Source organism: Serratia sp. CY38905 (assembly GCF_052168875.1).
GTDB classification, from domain to species: Bacteria; Pseudomonadota; Gammaproteobacteria; order Enterobacterales; family Enterobacteriaceae; genus Serratia; species Serratia sarumanii.
In genome coordinates this window covers 94,569-111,622 of sequence record NZ_JBJNLV010000003.1, presented here as the reverse complement: position 1 = coordinate 111,622, position 17,054 = coordinate 94,569, and the positions used below count along the sequence as shown (strand labels likewise).

Annotated in this window: 13 protein-coding genes, 1 tRNA gene and 1 other RNA gene; 6 read left to right on the top strand and 9 right to left on the bottom strand. The window is 60.5% G+C overall.

The window, feature by feature from the left end; all coding sequences use genetic code 11:
• Positions 1–80 precede the first annotated feature (80 nt).
• Together ACJ8MK_RS10035 and ACJ8MK_RS10030 are read left to right on the top strand one after the other, a co-directional pair.
• Positions 81–1,241, top strand: a complete 1,161-nt coding sequence (locus tag ACJ8MK_RS10035; RefSeq protein ID WP_103829994.1) for a tail fiber domain-containing protein — start codon at positions 81–83, stop codon at positions 1,239–1,241.
• Entirely contained in the window at positions 1,238–3,259 is a 2,022-nt protein-coding gene (locus tag ACJ8MK_RS10030) for a phage tail fiber protein (RefSeq protein ID WP_197801647.1), read from the top strand. Before ACJ8MK_RS10035 ends, ACJ8MK_RS10030 begins: the two co-directional genes overlap by 4 nt.
• 154 nt (positions 3,260–3,413) lie before the next feature.
• Here ACJ8MK_RS10030 and ACJ8MK_RS10025 read toward each other — a convergent pair whose 3' ends face one another.
• From ACJ8MK_RS10025 to ttrS, 3 genes are all read right to left on the bottom strand, one after another.
• Positions 3,414–3,656, bottom strand: coding sequence for a DinI family protein (locus ACJ8MK_RS10025; protein WP_041035999.1), 243 nt, complete (start codon positions 3,654–3,656; stop codon positions 3,414–3,416).
• 91 nt (positions 3,657–3,747) lie between these two features.
• A complete protein-coding gene (gene ttrR, locus ACJ8MK_RS10020; RefSeq protein WP_041035997.1) occupies positions 3,748–4,347 on the bottom strand; it encodes a tetrathionate respiration response regulator TtrR in 600 nt (199 codons plus the stop codon).
• Entirely contained in the window at positions 4,322–6,040 is a 1,719-nt protein-coding gene (gene ttrS, locus ACJ8MK_RS10015) for a tetrathionate respiration histidine kinase TtrS (RefSeq protein WP_442517753.1), read from the bottom strand. The genes ttrR and ttrS overlap by 26 nt, the downstream gene beginning before the upstream one ends.
• Before the next feature lie 229 nt (positions 6,041–6,269).
• On the opposite strand from ttrS, the gene ttrB reads away from it, so the two are divergent.
• Genes ttrB through ttrA form a run of 3 tightly spaced genes read left to right on the top strand, consistent with a single transcriptional unit; the run spans position 6,270 to position 11,093 of the window.
• Positions 6,270–7,007, top strand: a complete 738-nt coding sequence (ttrB, locus tag ACJ8MK_RS10010) for a tetrathionate reductase subunit TtrB (RefSeq protein WP_033635289.1) — start codon at positions 6,270–6,272, stop codon at positions 7,005–7,007.
• A complete protein-coding gene (gene ttrC, locus ACJ8MK_RS10005; RefSeq protein ID WP_033648020.1) occupies positions 7,004–8,029 on the top strand; it encodes a tetrathionate reductase subunit TtrC in 1,026 nt (341 codons plus the stop codon). Before ttrB ends, ttrC begins: the two co-directional genes overlap by 4 nt.
• Positions 8,022–11,093 (top strand): tetrathionate reductase subunit TtrA, encoded by a 3,072-nt coding sequence (ttrA, locus tag ACJ8MK_RS10000; protein ID WP_103774200.1) that lies wholly within the window; start codon positions 8,022–8,024, stop codon positions 11,091–11,093. The genes ttrC and ttrA overlap by 8 nt, the downstream gene beginning before the upstream one ends.
• Positions 11,094–11,140: 47 nt before the next feature.
• Here ttrA and ACJ8MK_RS09995 read toward each other — a convergent pair.
• The 4 genes from ACJ8MK_RS09995 to ACJ8MK_RS09980 form a co-directional block, all read right to left on the bottom strand.
• Positions 11,141–11,270, bottom strand: a non-coding RNA gene (locus ACJ8MK_RS09995) — RtT sRNA.
• Between the two features lie 34 nt (positions 11,271–11,304).
• Positions 11,305–11,381: transfer RNA gene (locus ACJ8MK_RS09990), tRNA-Pro, on the bottom strand.
• A 78-nt stretch (positions 11,382–11,459) separates the two neighbouring features.
• Entirely contained in the window at positions 11,460–13,241 is a 1,782-nt protein-coding gene (yejM, locus tag ACJ8MK_RS09985) for an LPS biosynthesis-modulating metalloenzyme YejM (protein WP_033635286.1), read from the bottom strand.
• A 9-nt stretch (positions 13,242–13,250) separates the two neighbouring features.
• Positions 13,251–13,478: a YejL family protein gene (locus ACJ8MK_RS09980; protein WP_004935782.1), complete on the bottom strand. Its 228-nt coding sequence runs from the start codon at positions 13,476–13,478 to the stop codon at positions 13,251–13,253.
• Between the two features lie 210 nt (positions 13,479–13,688).
• Here ACJ8MK_RS09980 and yejK point away from each other — a divergent pair, with 210 nt between their 5' ends.
• The gene (yejK, locus tag ACJ8MK_RS09975) at positions 13,689–14,696 is read left to right on the top strand and encodes a nucleoid-associated protein YejK (RefSeq protein WP_039565050.1); all 1,008 of its coding nucleotides are present in this window, start codon (positions 13,689–13,691) and stop codon (positions 14,694–14,696) included.
• An 84-nt stretch (positions 14,697–14,780) separates the two neighbouring features.
• On the opposite strand, the gene rplY is transcribed toward yejK, so the two are convergent.
• Positions 14,781–15,065, bottom strand: coding sequence for a 50S ribosomal protein L25 (rplY, locus tag ACJ8MK_RS09970; protein WP_004935776.1), 285 nt, complete (start codon positions 15,063–15,065; stop codon positions 14,781–14,783).
• Between the two features lie 162 nt (positions 15,066–15,227).
• On the bottom strand, positions 15,228–16,985 hold the full coding sequence (locus ACJ8MK_RS09965) for a DEAD/DEAH box helicase (protein WP_033635283.1): 1,758 nt from the start codon (positions 16,983–16,985) through the stop codon (positions 15,228–15,230).
• Positions 16,986–17,054 lie beyond the last annotated feature (69 nt).

Sequence of the window (17,054 nt, the reverse complement as noted above, 5' to 3'; positions counted from 1 at the left end):
ATGTAAGGTGATTATCATTTAATAATGAAAATTCCGGTCATCGTACCGGTTTTTTTGTTGCCAAAATTCAGGAGAACACCATGCCAACAGGCACTCTTACTCTAACGAACAATTCCGCCGTAGTAAAAGGAACCGGTACGGCCTTTAATACCGAGTTGAAAGCCGGTGATTTCATCGTGAGCGTTGTTGGTGGCGTAACCTATACGTTGCCGGTAAAAACCGTTGATAGCGCCACGCAGGCGACCCTGATTAAAGCCTATGACGGCCCAACGCAGGCGGGCGCAGCATGGTATGCCGTCCCGCGCGACGCGATGAACGCCATCACCGCCCAACTGGCCGCCGAAACGGCCAAAGCCCTGCGTGGGCTGAACCTCGATAAAGATAACTGGCAGCAGGTCTTCAGTAATACCGGAAATATGACCGTTAAGTTGCCGGATGGTGGTACCTTTAGCGGCCCGGCCTGGAATAATATTTCAGCTTCACTCAATAATAAGTTAGACAAGACGATTAGCGCTAATCAGGAAATTAAAGGTTCACTGTCTTTACAGGGCTCTGTGGTGACAGGGCAAACGGCAAATCTTGATGTGGGGGGATATTCACGCTTCCGTAAGTCAACGACATTTGATGATACCATGATGGGGCGAAATGGCATTCATTTGAACTCTGGTGATACGGGGTCGTCTAATGTCCGTGCTGAAAAGACTTTTACCAAATCTACCGGAACTGTAGATGGCCCGACATTACTCTCTGTCATGACAACTGCAGGTGGCGTTGTCACTGCCATGCAAATGTTTTGTCGTCGCGAAATTGGCATAACTGATTATGGCGCGATTTCATTTAAGGATTACGCCAATGTCTGGCATGAGGTGCGCCTACAGAATAATGGAGACTTTAATAACTTAACAGGAAATTGGGTGACTGGCTCAGACCTTAGAATTAAAACTGAAGTAAAAGAAATTGAAGACCCTATAACACTCATTCGCGGCCTAAAACTCTATACCGGCAAGCGCGATGGCAAGCCCTTTATCGGTGGTATCGCACAAGAAATTGAAAAGAACCTTCCTCAGGTCGTTGCTGAAGGCGGTTCTTTAGAGTTGCAAAACGGTGAAATGGTTGAACGAGTAAAATCCGTCGATTATTCAACGCTGGGATATGTGGCTCTGGCTGCACTGAATCAGGCTCTGGATAGAATCGATCGCCAAGATGAATTAATCAAAGAACTCATGGAGAAAGTACAATGACACTAATCAGCGGCGTATTAAAGGGCCCTTATGGCGATCCTCGCTCCGGCGTAACCATTACCATGCGCGCAGTCAAAACCTCGTCAACGGTCTTGAGCCTGGCTAAATCCCAGTCGGTGACGGATGACGGCGGTAAATACGCTTTGGCCGTGGAGCCGGGCGCTTACGAGGTCATCATCTCTGTGTATGGCGCGCAGCCGGAGCGAGTGGGGGCTATCGAGGTTTATAACGATTCCTTGCCTGGTACGCTCAATGATTTCCTTAGACGGCCAGGGGAAAGCGATATCACGCCGGAGATTGTGCAAACTGTCGATCGTCTGCGTGCCGAAGCGGCAGCGTCCGCCGGCAAGGCTTCTTCCTCTGCTGCTGCGGCAAAAGTTAGCGAGCAGAATGCGGCAAAGAGCGCCGCTCAGGTGGTGACCGCCTTTGATAATGTGCGGTTTAAGTTGCCGGAGAACAACACCAATACCTCAGCCTGGTTCCTGCTGGGGCAGTTTAAAAATGCGGGGCAAAATGGCGTAGGAATCGCCCTCAATTTTTATGGTTCAAATGGTTTTAACGGTTTTACTTATAACGCGGGCATGTCGCGTCTGATGTTGAGAACGGGCAATCTTGGCGCCAGCGATTCGACCAATAAGGTCAACCGAATCGGCGGCACTTTTATTAACGATACCGGAACGGCGATCCTGGATATTCAGGTTATTGAATCCAGTCGTGATAATTATGATATCTATTTGAAAGTGAATGCGTTTACCCTCAACTGCTGGTATACGGTTGAGCAAATCACCTACGCGAACGCCGCCGGCCTACGCTGGGAGCATAAGGCGGTAAAACAATCGGTGGAACCGGTTGGGGTGATGAAAATTGACATGCGTACGGGCGTTTCGTTCTCGCAATCCCAGGCGTTGCCCGAATATGCCACGGTCGCCCAATCTGCTATCGCCGGTTTTGGGATCGGGCCGGTTCATACTGAGGATGCATTCGCGAAGGATAATAAATCTTCCATTCAGCGCTACACGGTGGCGACGGCCAATCGGCCGGGCAATGTGTCCGGCGGGCTATTAACGCTGCCGGTGGATGGCGGACCTTCGTGCGCGTATTTTGCCACATCGGTTTCGCGGCAGGCCTGGGTGGGGAGTTCATCTACCGCATTGCCTTCGACCATCACTTGGTCACGGTTGTTCAGTTCATCCGATCAACCCACCGTCGCAGACATTCCAAACCTGAAGGACTGGGGGTTGAGTAAAGGCGTGACTGCGGCGAATAAAGGCAATTTCAATGCGCAAATGCAAAGCCGGCGCGGTTATGTGAGCACGGATCCCATTGGTAACCCCTTCAAAGACGTTGGCACATATTTCCTCGATACGCGCTCATGGGCGGTGACGCAGGCGGGAACCGACGACAGCTATCGAACGGTACAAACCTGTTACGGCTATGGCGTGAGTGCTGCGCAGACGGGGAAAATTGCCGTGCGCAGCTGGAATGGCACCGCGTTTACCCCCTGGGTTTGGATATGGTCGGAAGCCAACACCACGGTTGACGGCAACGGCTTTATCAAGAAAGCCTCACCGATCGCCAGATTGTCCGCTGCGCCTGAGTATATGCAGGCTGACTATCTGGAAGGCGGCTTTGCTCTGGCCGGGTGCGCAGCGGTTAACGGTGAGGCGGACGGGGTGAGCGCAGAGCGAATCTCCGTCGGCGTTTATCAGCTGAATGGCTCACTGGGGTTGGCAAAGGAGGGCTGGACCATTGAGGTACCGCAGGATATCAACGGTAACCGCCTGTGCTTTGTGGAAACCGCTACCGATAGCGACGGTGGCATCACGGTGAAAATCAGCAAACGCCGTTTCGACATCGATACCGCAACGGTCGTGGCCGGCGAAGCGATGGATATCCCCGAAGGGCGCTGGATCGATCTGCGCCTCGCCATGCCAGCGCGTGAAGAGGTGGAAGTGCTGCCGCCGGAGGCGCTGGTATCAAACGATGAAACGTCATCGGAAACCAACGCGGTTTCATAAATAAAGTGGATGCCAGGTAAAATGCCGGTGCAGTAGGTTATTGGCCGTCTATTGCATCGGCGCCGGCACTATCACCGATAGGCTCGGGCAGACACGCGGCCCGTTCCGCCAGGCAAGGTTCCCGCTGAGTGGGAGTCAGTACCGTTACTGCCCGTCAATTTTCAGTGACCAGCCACTGATCCGCTTCTTCGAACATCTCTTCCAACATTCGGTTCAGCTTCTCACGATCGCTTTTGCTGGCGTCGGAGTTCAGGCCGTTGGCCTGCATCGGCTTCACGCGCACGTCAGCTTCCGGGAACAGTGCATGCACGCGTTTTTCCAGCTCGTTGCGAATAATCTCGGCGGCGTTGGGTAACCCAGCGACGTTGCGTTTGTCGTACACCAATTCTACAAACATGACTCACCTGTAAGTACTGATTTAATGTACAGTATTCTGGCCTGAGGAAGGCCGGTTGGCAAGAGGGGGCGCGGAATTTTGCATGATGCGTTCATTCTTGCGCGGCGTGCGGTAAATCCTGCAGCTGAATCACCAATTCCGCCAGGCTGGTGGCCTGCATTTTCTCCATCACTTTTGCCCGGTGAACCTCCACGGTGCGCAGGGCGATATTCAACCGTTCAGCCATTTCCCTGTTCATCATGCCCCGCACCACCAGCTGCGCAATGTCGCGTTCTTTCGGCGTGAGCGTGCGGTAGCGGCCGCAAGTTTCATGGCGTTGCCAGGCCTCGGCGGAGACCTGCTGCGCCCGTTCGAGGGCGGCGATCAGCGGTTCAGCGGCGATCGGTTTTTGCAGGAAGTCCACCGCGCCGTACTTCATCTGCTCCACCGCCATCGGCACGTCGCCATGGCCGGACAGGAACACCACCGCCAGCGTGCTGCCGCGGCGGCGCAGCTCCCCGTAAACCTGGTGACCATCGAGCTTCGGCATCCGCATGTCCAGCAAGACGATCCCGGTCTGAAACAGGTCGGCCTGCGCCAGAAAATCGGCGCTGTCATTCCAGCATTGCACGCCGTGGCCGAGGCTGGTCAGCAAAAAATGGCAGGCGTCGGTGACGGCGACGTCATCATCCACCAGATAAATTAGCGACATGGTTTTCCTCGTTATCCAATATGAAATGCAGCGTTACGCACAGCCCGTTGCGGCTGTCGGGAGCCGGGCGGTTAGCCAGGCGGATTTCGCCGCCGCCATAGCGGGCCAGGCGCCGGCAAATGGCTAACCCCAGCCCCATGCCGCCGGCCTTGGTGGTGTTGAAGGGGCGAAAAGCCTGTTCCAGCCCGGCCGTTGTCATGCCGCCCGCGTTGTCCTGCAGATGCAACTCCATCGCCCGTTCGCTCTTGGCGGCGGAAAGCCAGACGGCATTGGCCCCGGCCTGCGCCGCATTCAGCAGCAGGTTCGCCAGCAACTGTTCCAGCAGCGCCGGCGGCAGGGTTAGCGTCAGCGAAGGCGCCACGTTATTGAACAACGTCAGGTCGGGATAGCGCTGCGTCAGGCGCAGTAGCGTCCACACCCGCTCGGCGGTTTCGCTTACCGCGGTGGGGCGCCAGCGCGTTTGGTCTATCGCCTCCGCGGTGGGCTGCACCCAATGGCGCAGGTTATGAATCGTCTCGCCGCCGCGCTGCGCCTGCCGGTCGATATTTTCCAGCGGCCCCAGCAGCGGATGCCCGGCGTCCGTGTTGCGCAGTTGGATCAGGCACCCCTGCGCATAGTGGCGAATGGCCGCCAGCGGCTGGTTGAGCTCGTGCGCGAAGCCGGAGGCCATCTCCCCCAGCACGTTCAGCTGCCTGGCGTTTTCCAGCGCCCGTTCTTGCCGCCGCAGTTGCTCGTCGGCGCGGAGCAGCTGTCGCCCGCGTCGGCGCACCAGCAGCGCGATCCAGATATGGTTGACGATCAACAGCGCCAGCAGCGCCAGCGACAGGCCGACGGCCGTCTGATGCTGGATCAGCCAGCTCTTGATATCCAGCCATAGCCGCCGCTGTTCCGGGTGCTGATTGACGGCGCGCAGCAGCGCTTCCACCTCGCTGGTCGAGGCCGGTGCGCCCCACAGGAAGGGAGACTGGGGCGGTGCGGTCAGCAAGGCTCTCGCCACCGCATCCACCAGTGAGTTATCCAGGCCGGGCAGGGCGGCGAACGACCAGTTGGGATAAAGCGGCGTGCTGGTGACGCAGGGAGCCGACGTGGCCTGTTGCAGCAGCGGGCGAAAATCCGCCGGGTTGATCAGGCCTTCCTTGCCCATTTTCTCCAGCAGGCAGACCGGGACGATGGCGGCCTGAATGGCGCGCTCGCGCAACAGATAGAGCAGGGCGTCGGCAGGGAAACCGGTAAAGCGCAGGTGAAAATCGCGCTCGGGCCGTATGCCGGCGTCGCTGAGCGCCTTATAGCCGGTCAGATAGCCGCCGAAGGCCTGCGGATCGATGGCGCCCACCGTTTTTCCCATCAGCGCCTGCGGCGTCGTAATGCCGCTGTCGCGCCGCACCAGAATCACGCTGCCGATGATGTTGCCCGTTGCCCGATCGCCGTTGGCGGCGTGCAACGACGCCAGCCAGCGCAGATGATAGTGGCTGTTCAGCTGCACAAACTGCGCCGGATTAGTGACCACGAACTGCACGCGGCCCCGATTGACCGCTTCGCGCATCTGCGCCAGATCGAGCGGCCGCAGGCGGAAGCGCTCACCGCCGACGCTGTCGTTGAGCCTGTCGATCAGCGGCTGCCAGTCACGCGCGGTCGCCGCATCGCCGCGCATCGCCAGCACGCCGACCGACCACTCGCCCGCCTGTGCCGCCATCCCCCAGCCGAGACTGAACAACAGTAATAACACGACCCTCACGGCCCCTCCTGATGGGCAATTTTCCTGCCGCCACTTGTTTTAGATCAACGTTGGGTTCGGTATGTGGTTAACCACAATAGAGCTGAGCCCAATGTCATTTTTACACTGTAAATCATCGACATTGTTTATTCATCTAACGGGCATCAATAGCGTGATCGGGGTGATGCCCAGGGCGTGGGAGAGGCGCATGGATTTCGGTAAACGGCAGTTTTTGCAGCGGCTGGGCGTGTTGACGGCGGGGGCTTCGCTGATCCCCGTGGCGGAGGCCGGGCTGACGTTAGCGCCGACGCGGCGCGAGGGGGATGCCAGCCGCCGCTACGCGATGCTGATCGATCTGCGGCGCTGCGTTGGGTGCCAGGCCTGTACCGTCAGTTGTGCCATTGAAAACCAGACGCCGCACGGCGAGTTCCGCACCACGGTAAACCAGTACCAGGTCAGTCTCGAAGGCGAAGCGGTGGCGACCAACGTGCTGCTGCCCAGGCTGTGCAACCACTGCGACAACCCGCCCTGCGTACCGGTGTGCCCGGTGCAGGCCACCTTCCAGCGCGAGGACGGGATCGTGGTGGTCGACAACAAACGCTGCGTGGGTTGCGCCTATTGCGTGCAGGCCTGCCCGTACGATGCCCGTTTTATCAATCACGCCACCCAAACGGCGGACAAATGCACCTTCTGCGTACACCGGCTGGAGGCGGGATTGCTGCCGGCATGCGTGGAGTCGTGCGTGGGCGGGGCGCGGATCATCGGCGATATGCGCGATCCGCACAGCACGCTGAGCAAGCTGCTGCGGCGTCACGAGGCCGAGATCAAAGTCCTCAAGCCGGAGAACCAAACCGCGCCCCACGTGTTTTATCTGGGGCTGGATGATGCCTTCGTCACGCCGCTGCCGGGGCGGGCGCAGGTCGCCTTATGGGGAGAGGGACGATGAGCCGCCAACTGATGATCGCAGAGGTTTTGAGCCAGCCGCAGGCGGTGAGCTGGCTGCCGTGGGCCGTGCAATATTTCTTCTTTATCGGCATTGCCGCCTGCGCCGCGCTGCTGGCCTGCGTGTGGCGCTGGCGCGGTGGAGACAACGCCGCACATTTGGAGCGCGCGGCGCTGTTTATCGGGCTGACGTGCGCCATCACCGCGCCGCTGGCGTTGACCGCCGATCTGCATCAAACCGCCCGTTTCTGGCATTTTTACGCCTACCCGACGCCCTGGTCGTGGATGCCGTGGGGCGCGCTGTTCTTGCCGTTGTTTACCTTGCTGATCGGCCTGTGGTTTATCGCGATTGAATTTACACGGCTGACGGGCAGACCGGTTGCGCTGTTGCGTGGGATCGCGCCCGCCTGCGCGCTGGTGGCTATCGGCCTGCTGTTGTACACCGGGCGCGAGGTTTCCGTCGTGCGCGCCCGCCCAATCTGGTTCAGCTACGCATTTCCGATCGTGATGTTCCTCAGCGCGCTGCAGGCGCTCTTGGCTCTGTTGCTGTTGGCAATGCGCAAACGGCCCGGCCTGCAGGCGCCGCTGGCGCGCGGGATGCTGCTGACGCTGCTGCCGCTCGGCGGGGCGATCCTGCTGTGGGTGTGCGGCGATACGCTATCCGGCGCGGCGGTACGCCACTGGCTGCAGACGCAGGCGACGGCGCGCCAGTATGCTGCCGGCTGGATCGCGCTGTGGGGGCTGGCGCTGGCGTGGGCCGCCTGGGCGGCCTATCGACGTTTGCCGCGCGGCGGCGCGCCGCTGCTGGTGGCCTGCGCGCTGGGGCTGAGCTGGCTGATGCGCTGGACGCTGTTGATTGAGGTGCAGACCATCCCGAAATACAACGCGTCTTATTCCCCCTATAGCCTGCCGCTTGGTACCGATGGCTTGCTGGCGATCGTCGGCACCTTCGGGCTGTGGCTGGCGTTAATGATCATGGTGCGTGAAGCACAGGCGTTTTTACTGCGGAGAAAACAACATGGCTAAACTCACCCGGCGTCAGTGGTTGAAAGTGGGCCTGGCCTTCGGCGGGCTGTCCGCTTTCGGCCTGAGCTATCGCGAGGTCGCCAAACGGGCGATCGACGGCTTGATTCACGGCACCTCAGGGCGCGTGACTCTGGATCGCATCAACGGCAACTCTCTGCAGCCCGAAGGGCGGGCTATGCCGGAATGGCAAGGCAATCCGCAGCAGGCCATCTCGATGACCCAGTGCTTCGGTTGCTGGACGCAATGCGGCGTGCGGGTGCGGGTGGACAGGCAGACCGACCGGGTACTGCGTATCGCCGGCAACCCATATCATCCGCTGTCTCAGGAGCGGCACCTCGATTCTGCGTTGCCGCTGCAGGACGCGTTGGCGCAGCTGGGCGGGGAGAGCGGCCTCGACGCCCGTTCCACCGCCTGCGCGCGGGGCGCTACGCTGCTGGAGGGGCTTTACAGCCCGCTGCGCGTGCTGGAGCCGATGAAGCGCGTCGGCAAGCGCGGCGAGGGCAAGTGGCAGCGCATCAGCTTCGAGCAGATGATCGCCGAAGTGGTGGAGGGCGGCGATCTGTTCGGCGAGGGGCATGTGGACGGCCTGCGGGCGATCCGCGATCTGGAAACGCCGATCGATGCCCGGCAGCCGGGGCTGGGGCCGAAAGCCAACCAGCTGCTGGTGACCAACGCCGGTGATGACGGGCGCGACAGCTTCCTGCGACGCTTCGCCCAGAACAGCTTCGGCAGCAAAAATTTCGGCGCGCACGGCGCTTACTGCGGGCTGGCCTACCGCGCCGGTTCCGGCGCGTTGATGAACGATCTGGACAAGAATCCGCACGTGAAACCGGACTGGGAACAGGTCGAATTCGCGCTGTTTATGGGCACCTCGCCGGCGCAGTCCGGCAACCCGTTCAAGCGTCAGGCCCGGCAGTTGGCCAGCGCCAGATTGCGCAGCGAATTCCGCTACGCGGTAGTGGCGCCGGCGCTGCCGTTGACCACCACGCTGGCGGACGATCATGGCCATTGGATCCCGATACTGCCGGGCACTGACTCGGCGCTGGCGATGGCGATGATCCGTTGGATCCTCGACAATCGGCGTTATCAGGCCGGTTATCTCGCCATCCCGTCGGAGGCCGCCATGCAACGCGCCGGCGAGAAGAGCTGGACCAACGCCACGCATCTGGTGATCGCCGAGAGCGAGCACCCGTTGGCGGGGCAGCATCTGACGCTGGCCCATCTGAACGGCGCCGAGTCGGCGTCGCCGCTGGTGGTCAACGGCGCGGGGGAACTGGTGGCGGCCGAGACGTGCGACAGCGCCGAGCTGTGGGTAACCCGCACGGTGACGCTGCACGACGGCGCGCAGGTGGCGGTGAAGAGCGGCTTTCAGTGTCTGAAAGAGGCGGCCGACAAGCTGTCGCCGGAAGCCTACAGCCGGGAATGCGGCGTACCGGTGGCGCGCATCGCGGCGCTGGCCGAGGCCTTTACCGCCCACGGGCGCAAGGCGGCGGTGATCGCCCATGGCGGGATGATGGCGGCGAACGGGTTTTACAATACCTGGTCGGTGATGATGCTCAATGTGTTGATCGGTAACCTGAGCCTGGCGGGCGGGGTGTTCGTCGGCGGCGGCAAATTCAACGGTTTCGCCGAGGGGCCGCGCTATAACCTGGTCGAGTTTCCCGGCCTGGTAAAACCGAAGGGGTTGAATATCGCGCGCAGCAAGGCCGCCTATGAAACCTCCGACGAATACCGCGAAAAAGTGGCGGCGGGCGTTTCGCCCTGGCCGGCCAGGGCGCCCTGGTATCCGTTCGTCGCCGGGCAGTTGACCGAGCTGCTGACGTCGGCGCTGGCGGGATATCCGTACGGGCTGAAAGCCTGGATCTCGAACATGACCAACCCCCTGTACGGTATCGCCGGGTTGCGCGGCGTGGCGGAAGAGCGGCTGAAAGATCCGGCGCGTTTGCCGCTGTTTATCGCCATCGATGCGTTTATCAACGAAACGACGGCATTGGCCGACTATATCGTCCCGGACACCCATAACTTTGAGAGCTGGGGATTCAGCGCCCCCTGGGGCGGCGTCGCCAGCAAGGCCACCACTGCGCGCTGGCCGATAGTGACGCCGGCGACCGCGAAAACGGCGCAAGGGCAGCCGATCTCCATGGAGGCGTTTTGCATCGCCGTCGCCAAACGCCTGGCGCTGCCGGGGTTCGGCGATCGCGCTATCGGCGACGGCCGGGGCGGGCTGCTGCCGCTCAACCGCGCCGAGGATTATTATCTGCGCGCCGCCGCCAACGTGGCGTTTGCCGGCAAGGCGCCGGTGCCGGCCGTGAGGGAGGAAGAGCTGGCGTTGAGCGGCGTCGATCGCTTGTTGCCGCAGCTTGCGCAGACGCTGCGCGCCGATGAGATCGGCCGCGTGGCGTTTATCTACAGCCGCGGCGGCCGCTTCGCCGGTCATGACAGCGGCCGCCGCGACGGCAGCGTGGGCAACCGCTGGGAGAAGCCGCTGCAGATCTGGAATGCGGAAGTGGCGAAGCACCGGCATGCGATTACCGGCGAGCGTTTCAGCGGCTGCCCAACCTGCTACCCGGCGCGTTTGTCGGACGGCCGCGCGGTGGAAGAACTCTACCCTGAGCGGCAGTGGCCGCTGCGGCTGATGTCCTTCAAATCCAATGTGATGAGCAGTTCCACCGCGGTGATCCGGCGCCTGCATGACGTGAAGCCGGTGAACCTGGTGGCGCTGAACCCGGCGGACGGGGCGCGTTTCGGCATTCAACACGGTGATTGGGTGAGCATCAGCACCCCGGGCGGCAGCCGGGAGGCGCAGATCAGTCTGCTGGCGGGGGTGATGCCCGGCGTGATCGCGGTGGAACACGGCTACGGCCACCGGGAGATGGGCGCCAGCCAGCACTACCTGGACGGCGAGCCGCTGGCGATGGATAAGCGCATTGCCGCCGGCATCAATCTCAACGATCTGGGGTTTGCCGATCCGACGCGTGAAGTGCCGAACACCTGGCTGGACTGGGTGACCGGTGCGGCGGTGCGCCAGGGGATTCCAGCGGCGATCGTCAAACTTTCCGCGTAAACGGCAGACGAAAAAAAACCTGCTGTAACAGCAGGTTTTCTTGAGTTTGGTCGGCATGAGAGGATTATGCGCATCTTCGATGCTTGCCCTGCGGGCCGTTGCTAAAGCAACGTGGTCTCACTACGTTCGGCTCAAACCTCCTTCGGAGATTCTCATCCTCTCAGTGTGCAGACGAAAAAAAACCTGCTGTAACAGCAGGTTTTTTTGAATTTGGTCGGCATGAGAGGATTCGAACCTCCGACCCCCGACACCCCATGACGGTGCGCTACCAGGCTGCGCTACATGCCGACGCTATGAAAAATCATACTACCGATTCCCGATGTTAATGCAAGCGCCTCGCCACTTGATTGCTTTAGTTTTAAGCAGTTAGTTGGCGATAAAGCGTTTTACATCGGTCAGCACCTGCAACAGCAGAGCAAGCTGCGGTTTCTCGTCTTTTATTTCATCGCCGTTCTGATCGTAGACGCGATAGTTGCCGCTGTTGTCCAGCATCAGCGTCTGCGTCGGCGTGATGATCACCAGCTGATTGCCATCGCCGGTAGCGATCCAGTCGTTGCGGCGCTGGGCGGTGAACAGATCTTCGCCCTGCGAATAGTCTTTCGGCGCGGTCTTCACGTGCAGCAATCGTTGCATCAGGGTGCGCATCACGTCGTTATGGCCGGTCAGCTTGCTGATGGTCTGCGCCGGGGTGCCCGGCCAGTGGATCACCAACGGCACCTGCAGCTGCGCCTGGTTGAAACCGGTGCCGGCGCCCCATTGGCCTTTGCCGCTGTCGTTGAACTCGACGCCGTGCTCGGCGGTGATCACCACCACGGTTTTATCCAGCAGGCCGCGCTGTTTCAGGGTGTCCAGCACCTGGGCTATCTGGGCGTCCACGTCTTGCGCGCCGGTGCGATAGCGCCGAATAAAGTCGGCCGGAGCCGGGGTTTTGTCGCCTTCGACAGCCTCGGCGCCGCTGAAGCTGATATAGGAGAACCACGGCTCTTTGCTACCCTGATCCGCCAGCCAACGCTGCCATTGCTGCGTGGTTTGCGCGTCGCTTTGCGGCGCCGGCGTCGGCAGCGAGAAGTCGGTCAGCAGCGCCTGACGGTACAGGCTGGCGTTGAAGCCATCGGAGGAGAACAGCCCCAGCTGGTAGCCCCGATCGCCGAGCGCAGCGATCAGCGCCGACGGCTTGCGGCCGGCGAGCACGCTGTCCAGATAGGTCGGGGAAATGCCGTAGAACAGGCCGAACAGCCCGGTATCGGCATGGTTGCCTGAACTGTAATGATCGCTGAAACGCACGTTTTCCTGGGCGAAGCGCGTCAGCGCCGGCATGTCCTGCGCCACGTCTTTGGCGCGAATGCCGTCCACCACGATCATCAGCAGGTTATAGCCGCTGCCTTTATCGCCGTAGCTGAGATCGCTGAGCGGATACTCTACCGCCACCGCTTCCGGATTGCCCTGTTGCATCAGGCGGCGCTCATACTCTTGCTGGTCGAGCAGGCCGTGTTTTTCGAGGAACTTGCGCGCGGTCATCGGGTACGAGAGCGGCAGGTTGGCTCGCTGCATGGTGATCGGGCGATAGAAGTTGGCGTCGGCCCAGATGTAAATCAGGTGCGAAGCAAAAAAGGCGCTGATAAACAGCGCCGCCAGCGGTTTACCGAAGCGGCGGCGGTTCAGGCTGCGCAGCTTCTGCCAGCTCCAGGTGGCGAACAGCATCTCCACCAGGAAGATCGCCGGCACGCAGATGAACATCAGTTGCCAGTCGCGCGAAAGCTCGCTTTGGTCCGGGTTGACCACCAGATCCCACACCACCGGATTGAGGTGCAGGTGGAAATGGGAGAACACTTCGCTGTCGACCAGCAACAGCGTGAGCCCGATGGTGGCCAGCGCGGCGGAAATAAATCGCAGCAGCCGCTGCGACATCACCACGAAGGTGAGCGGGAAGATCACCAGCAAATAGCCGGCGAACACGATAAAGCTGAAATGCCCCAGCAGGCTGACAAAGGCATAAACCCGGCCCAGCAGGGATGCGGGCCAGTCGGTGACAAACAGGTAACGGCTGCCCAGCCCAAGGGCGAGCAAAATGTTGAATAAGGCGAACCAGTGCCCCCAGCTGATCATCTGGGAGACTTTTTCACGATAACGCTGACGGTTTGTCACCATAAGTCAATATTAATGTGCTTTATCTTCACGGACAGAAGCCTGCAGGGCTTCCGCGAACGATCTCGCCAGGGTTTTCCGCTGCGCGGGGGCAACGCTGGTGTTGATCAAATTAGTGACCATATTGCCCAGCACCATCAGGGAAAGATCGGTGGGGGTATGGTGTTTTTCCAGAACATTGACCAGCTCTGAGAGCAGTTGTTCAACGTGTTCGTCACTGTAACGGGATGATTGTGGCATAAAATTGCGCTTAGTAATCTGCAAAGTGCCCTATCTTACCGTATAGGGCAGTGATTTTCCGCTCTTTTATCACTTCCTGTCATTCGGGAAATTGTTCGCCCGCGCCGGGGCTGCCCCTCGCAGCGCCTTTCCGTTTTGCCGCGGTTTTTAGTATTGCAGGGCGGGGCCTTCAGTGTTTGAATACGCGCCTAAAGAACAGGAGGATTTACCATGAGTCTGGATATCGACCAGATCGCTCTGCACCAGTTGGTGAAACGCGACGAGCAAACGCTGGACGTGGTGCTGCGCGATTCCTTGCTTCCCACCAACGCGGCGGTGGAAGAAATGATGACGGAACTGCATCGCGTCTATAGCGCCAAGAGCAAGGCCTTGGGCCTGTTCAACGAAGGCAGCGAGCTGGCGGAAGCGCTGCGCACCTGCCGCAAGGACGATAAGGACTTTCTGGCCTTCAGCCGCGCGGCGACTGGCCGCCTGCGCGACGAACTGGCGAAGTATCCGTTCGCCGAAGGCGGCGTGGTGCTGTTTGGCCAATACCGTTATCTGGCGGTGGAGTATCTGCTGATCGCGGTGTTGAACAGCCGTAACAGCATGCGCGTCAACGAAGAGCTGGATATCAACACCACGCACTATCTGGACATCAACAACGCCGATATCGTCGCGCGCATCGATCTGACCGAATGGGAAACCAACCCGGAATCGACCCGCTACCTGACCTTCCTGCGCGGGCGCGTGGGCCGCAAGGTCGCCGACTTCTTCATGGATTTCCTGGCGGCATCCGAAGGGTTGGACACCAAGGCGCAAAACCGCGGGCTGCTGCAGGCGGTGGACGACTACTGCGCTGATGCGCAGCTGGACAAGAACGAGCGCCAGTCGGTGCGTCAGCAGGTGTACAGCTACTGCAACGAACAGCTGCAGGCGGGCGAAGAGATTGAGCTGCAGGCGCTGTCGCAGGAGCTGTCGCCGGTCGGCGAGAAAGACTTCATGCAGTTCTCCAGCGAGCAAGGGTATGAGCTGGAAGAGAGCTTCCCGGCGGATCGCGGCACGCTGCGCCAACTAACCAAATTCGCCGGCAGCGGCGGCGGTATCAGCCTGAACTTCGACGCCATGCTGCTGGGCGAGCGCATTTTCTGGGATGCGGCCACCGACACGCTGACCATCAGAGGCACGCCGCCGAATCTGCGCGATCAGCTGCAGCGCCGGACCGGCAGCGGCAAGTAAGCGCGCCGAATCGCAGACAATAAAAAACGCCGCAATTGCGGCGTTCTTTATTTCGGCGTCCCGAAAGGTTCGAAAACGTAGCGATTAAACGCGAACGAAGTCGATGTGAGCCAGTTTTGGCTTGAACGGGTGACGCTGTACAGCCTGAACCTTAACTTTGGTTTCTTTACCGTCGATAACCAGAGTTACTGCTTCGCTGTAGAATTCTGGTTTAGCTTCCATGTTCTTGACAGAATCATGGTCCAATTCGATGGAAACTGCAGCTTCTTTGCCACCGTAAACGATAGCTGGGAATTTGTTTGCTGCACGCAGGCGGCGGCTCGCACCTTTACCCTGGTCTTTACGTACTTCTGCATTGATAGTGAACATTGTTTTTTCTCTTAAAAGAAAATTTACCCTGCTACAGGCGACCCAAGTAGCAAGTTCGGAATTCCGCTTTAACGCTGGGCAGGCCCAGGTAAAGCGCGCGGCATTTTAACGGAAAGCCGCCTGCAGGGCAACGAAAACCTGCCCAGATTGAGGGTCGTTCGCTCAGGCCAACTGATTGGCGCGGCGGAAACGGCCTTGATAATCGAACACTTTCTCGCGCACCTGCCAAAACTGCCCGCGTTTGCGCGCCACCACGAAATCCGGATGGCGCAGCGCCTGCTGTTGCGCCAGCACGTCGGCGGCGGTGTGCCAGGCGAACGGCACGCCCGGCGCGCGCTGGTGCGGGCGCAGGAACAGCATTTCGAACGCTTTGCGCTGCGCCGGCGTCTGCAGGCGGAAACGCTCGCTGGTGCTGGTGCCGTCCTCGTCGTAATAGGTGGCCTTCAGCCATTCGCCCTTGTCGTCGCGGCCGCTCTGCAATTCCATGCCGCCGCAGCGCAGCACCAGCGCGTCTTTCAGCTTCAGCGCCGCCTTCAGCATGTCATCGGGATCGACCAGCACCTCCTGGCACTGATGGCAGCGACGCGCGGCGATGTCGTTTTCCGCGCCGCAGTGCGGGCAGCTCTTGAACCGGAAGCGGTAATCGCACTGTTCGCGGTGGCCGTCGTCGTCTTCCAGCCAGCCCTGACAGCGGCGGCCGTAGTGCTCGATGATGTCGCCATTCTCGGTGCACTTGCCCCAGAACAGGTTGGCGAAGCCGCAGGCCGGGCAGAACACCTGCACCGGCTGGCTGTCGCCGTGCGGCTTGCTGACGCCGACCTCCGGGGTGAACAGATCGTGCGGGTTGCCGGCGTAGTCGAGGATCAGGCAATCCTCCTTGCCGGGCGCCAGCCGCAGTCCGCGGCCGACGATCTGCTGATACAGGCTGACGGACTCGGTCGGGCGCAGAATAGCGATCAGATCGACGTGCGGCGCGTCGAAGCCGGTGGTCAATACCGCTACGTTGACCAGATAGCGCAGCTGCTGCTGTTTGAACGCCTCGATCAGCGCATCGCGCTCGGCGGGCGGCGTTTCGGCGCTGACCAGCGCGGCCTCGCCGTTCGGCAGCAGGCCGTGGATCTCGCGGGCGTGCTCGACGGTGGCGGCGAAGATCATCACCCCTTTACGATCTTGGGCGTACTCTACAATCTGGCTGATGATATGCGGGGTGACGCGGTTTTGCCGCTTCAGCTCGCGGTTCAGATCCGCTTCGCTGAACAGGCCGTTGCTTCTGGCCTCCAGCCGGCTGAAATCGTACTGCACGATCGGCATGTCCAGCCGCTCAGGCGGCACCAGGAAGCCGTTCTTAATCATGTAGCGCAGCGGCAGCTCGTAGATGCAGTCGCGAAACAGGCTGGCGCCGTCGCCGCGGGTGAAGCCGTGGTAGTGATACTGGTAAATCCAGCCCTTGCCCAGGCGATAGGGCGTGGCGGTCAGCCCCAGCAGCCGCAGCTGCGGGTTGGTTTTCTGCAAATGCTGGATGATTTGCTGGTACTGGCTGTCGTCGTCGTCGCTGATGCGGTGGCATTCATCGACGATCAGCAGCGAAAAGGCGCCGTCGAACAGCGGCAGGTTGCGCGCCACCGACTGCACGCTGCCGAACACCACCTTGCCGGCGCTCTCTTTTTGTTGCAGGCCGGCGGCGAAGATGTCCGCTTCCAGGCCGTAGGCGCAGTATTTGGCGTGGTTTTGCGCCACCAGTTCCTTGACGTGCGCCAGCACCAGCACCCGCCCGCGGGCGCGCTTCGCCAGTTCGGCGATCACCAGGCTTTTGCCGGCGCCGGTCGGCAGCACGATCAGCGCCGGTTCGGGGTGCCGCCGGAAATGATTGATGGTGGCTTCGACCGCTTCCAGTTGGTAGGGGCGTAGGGTAAAGGCCATAAATGAACGCCGTAGGTTGGAATGGGCCGCCGGGAAGCGGTTTTGTCACCTCTGTTCCCACAGAAAGCG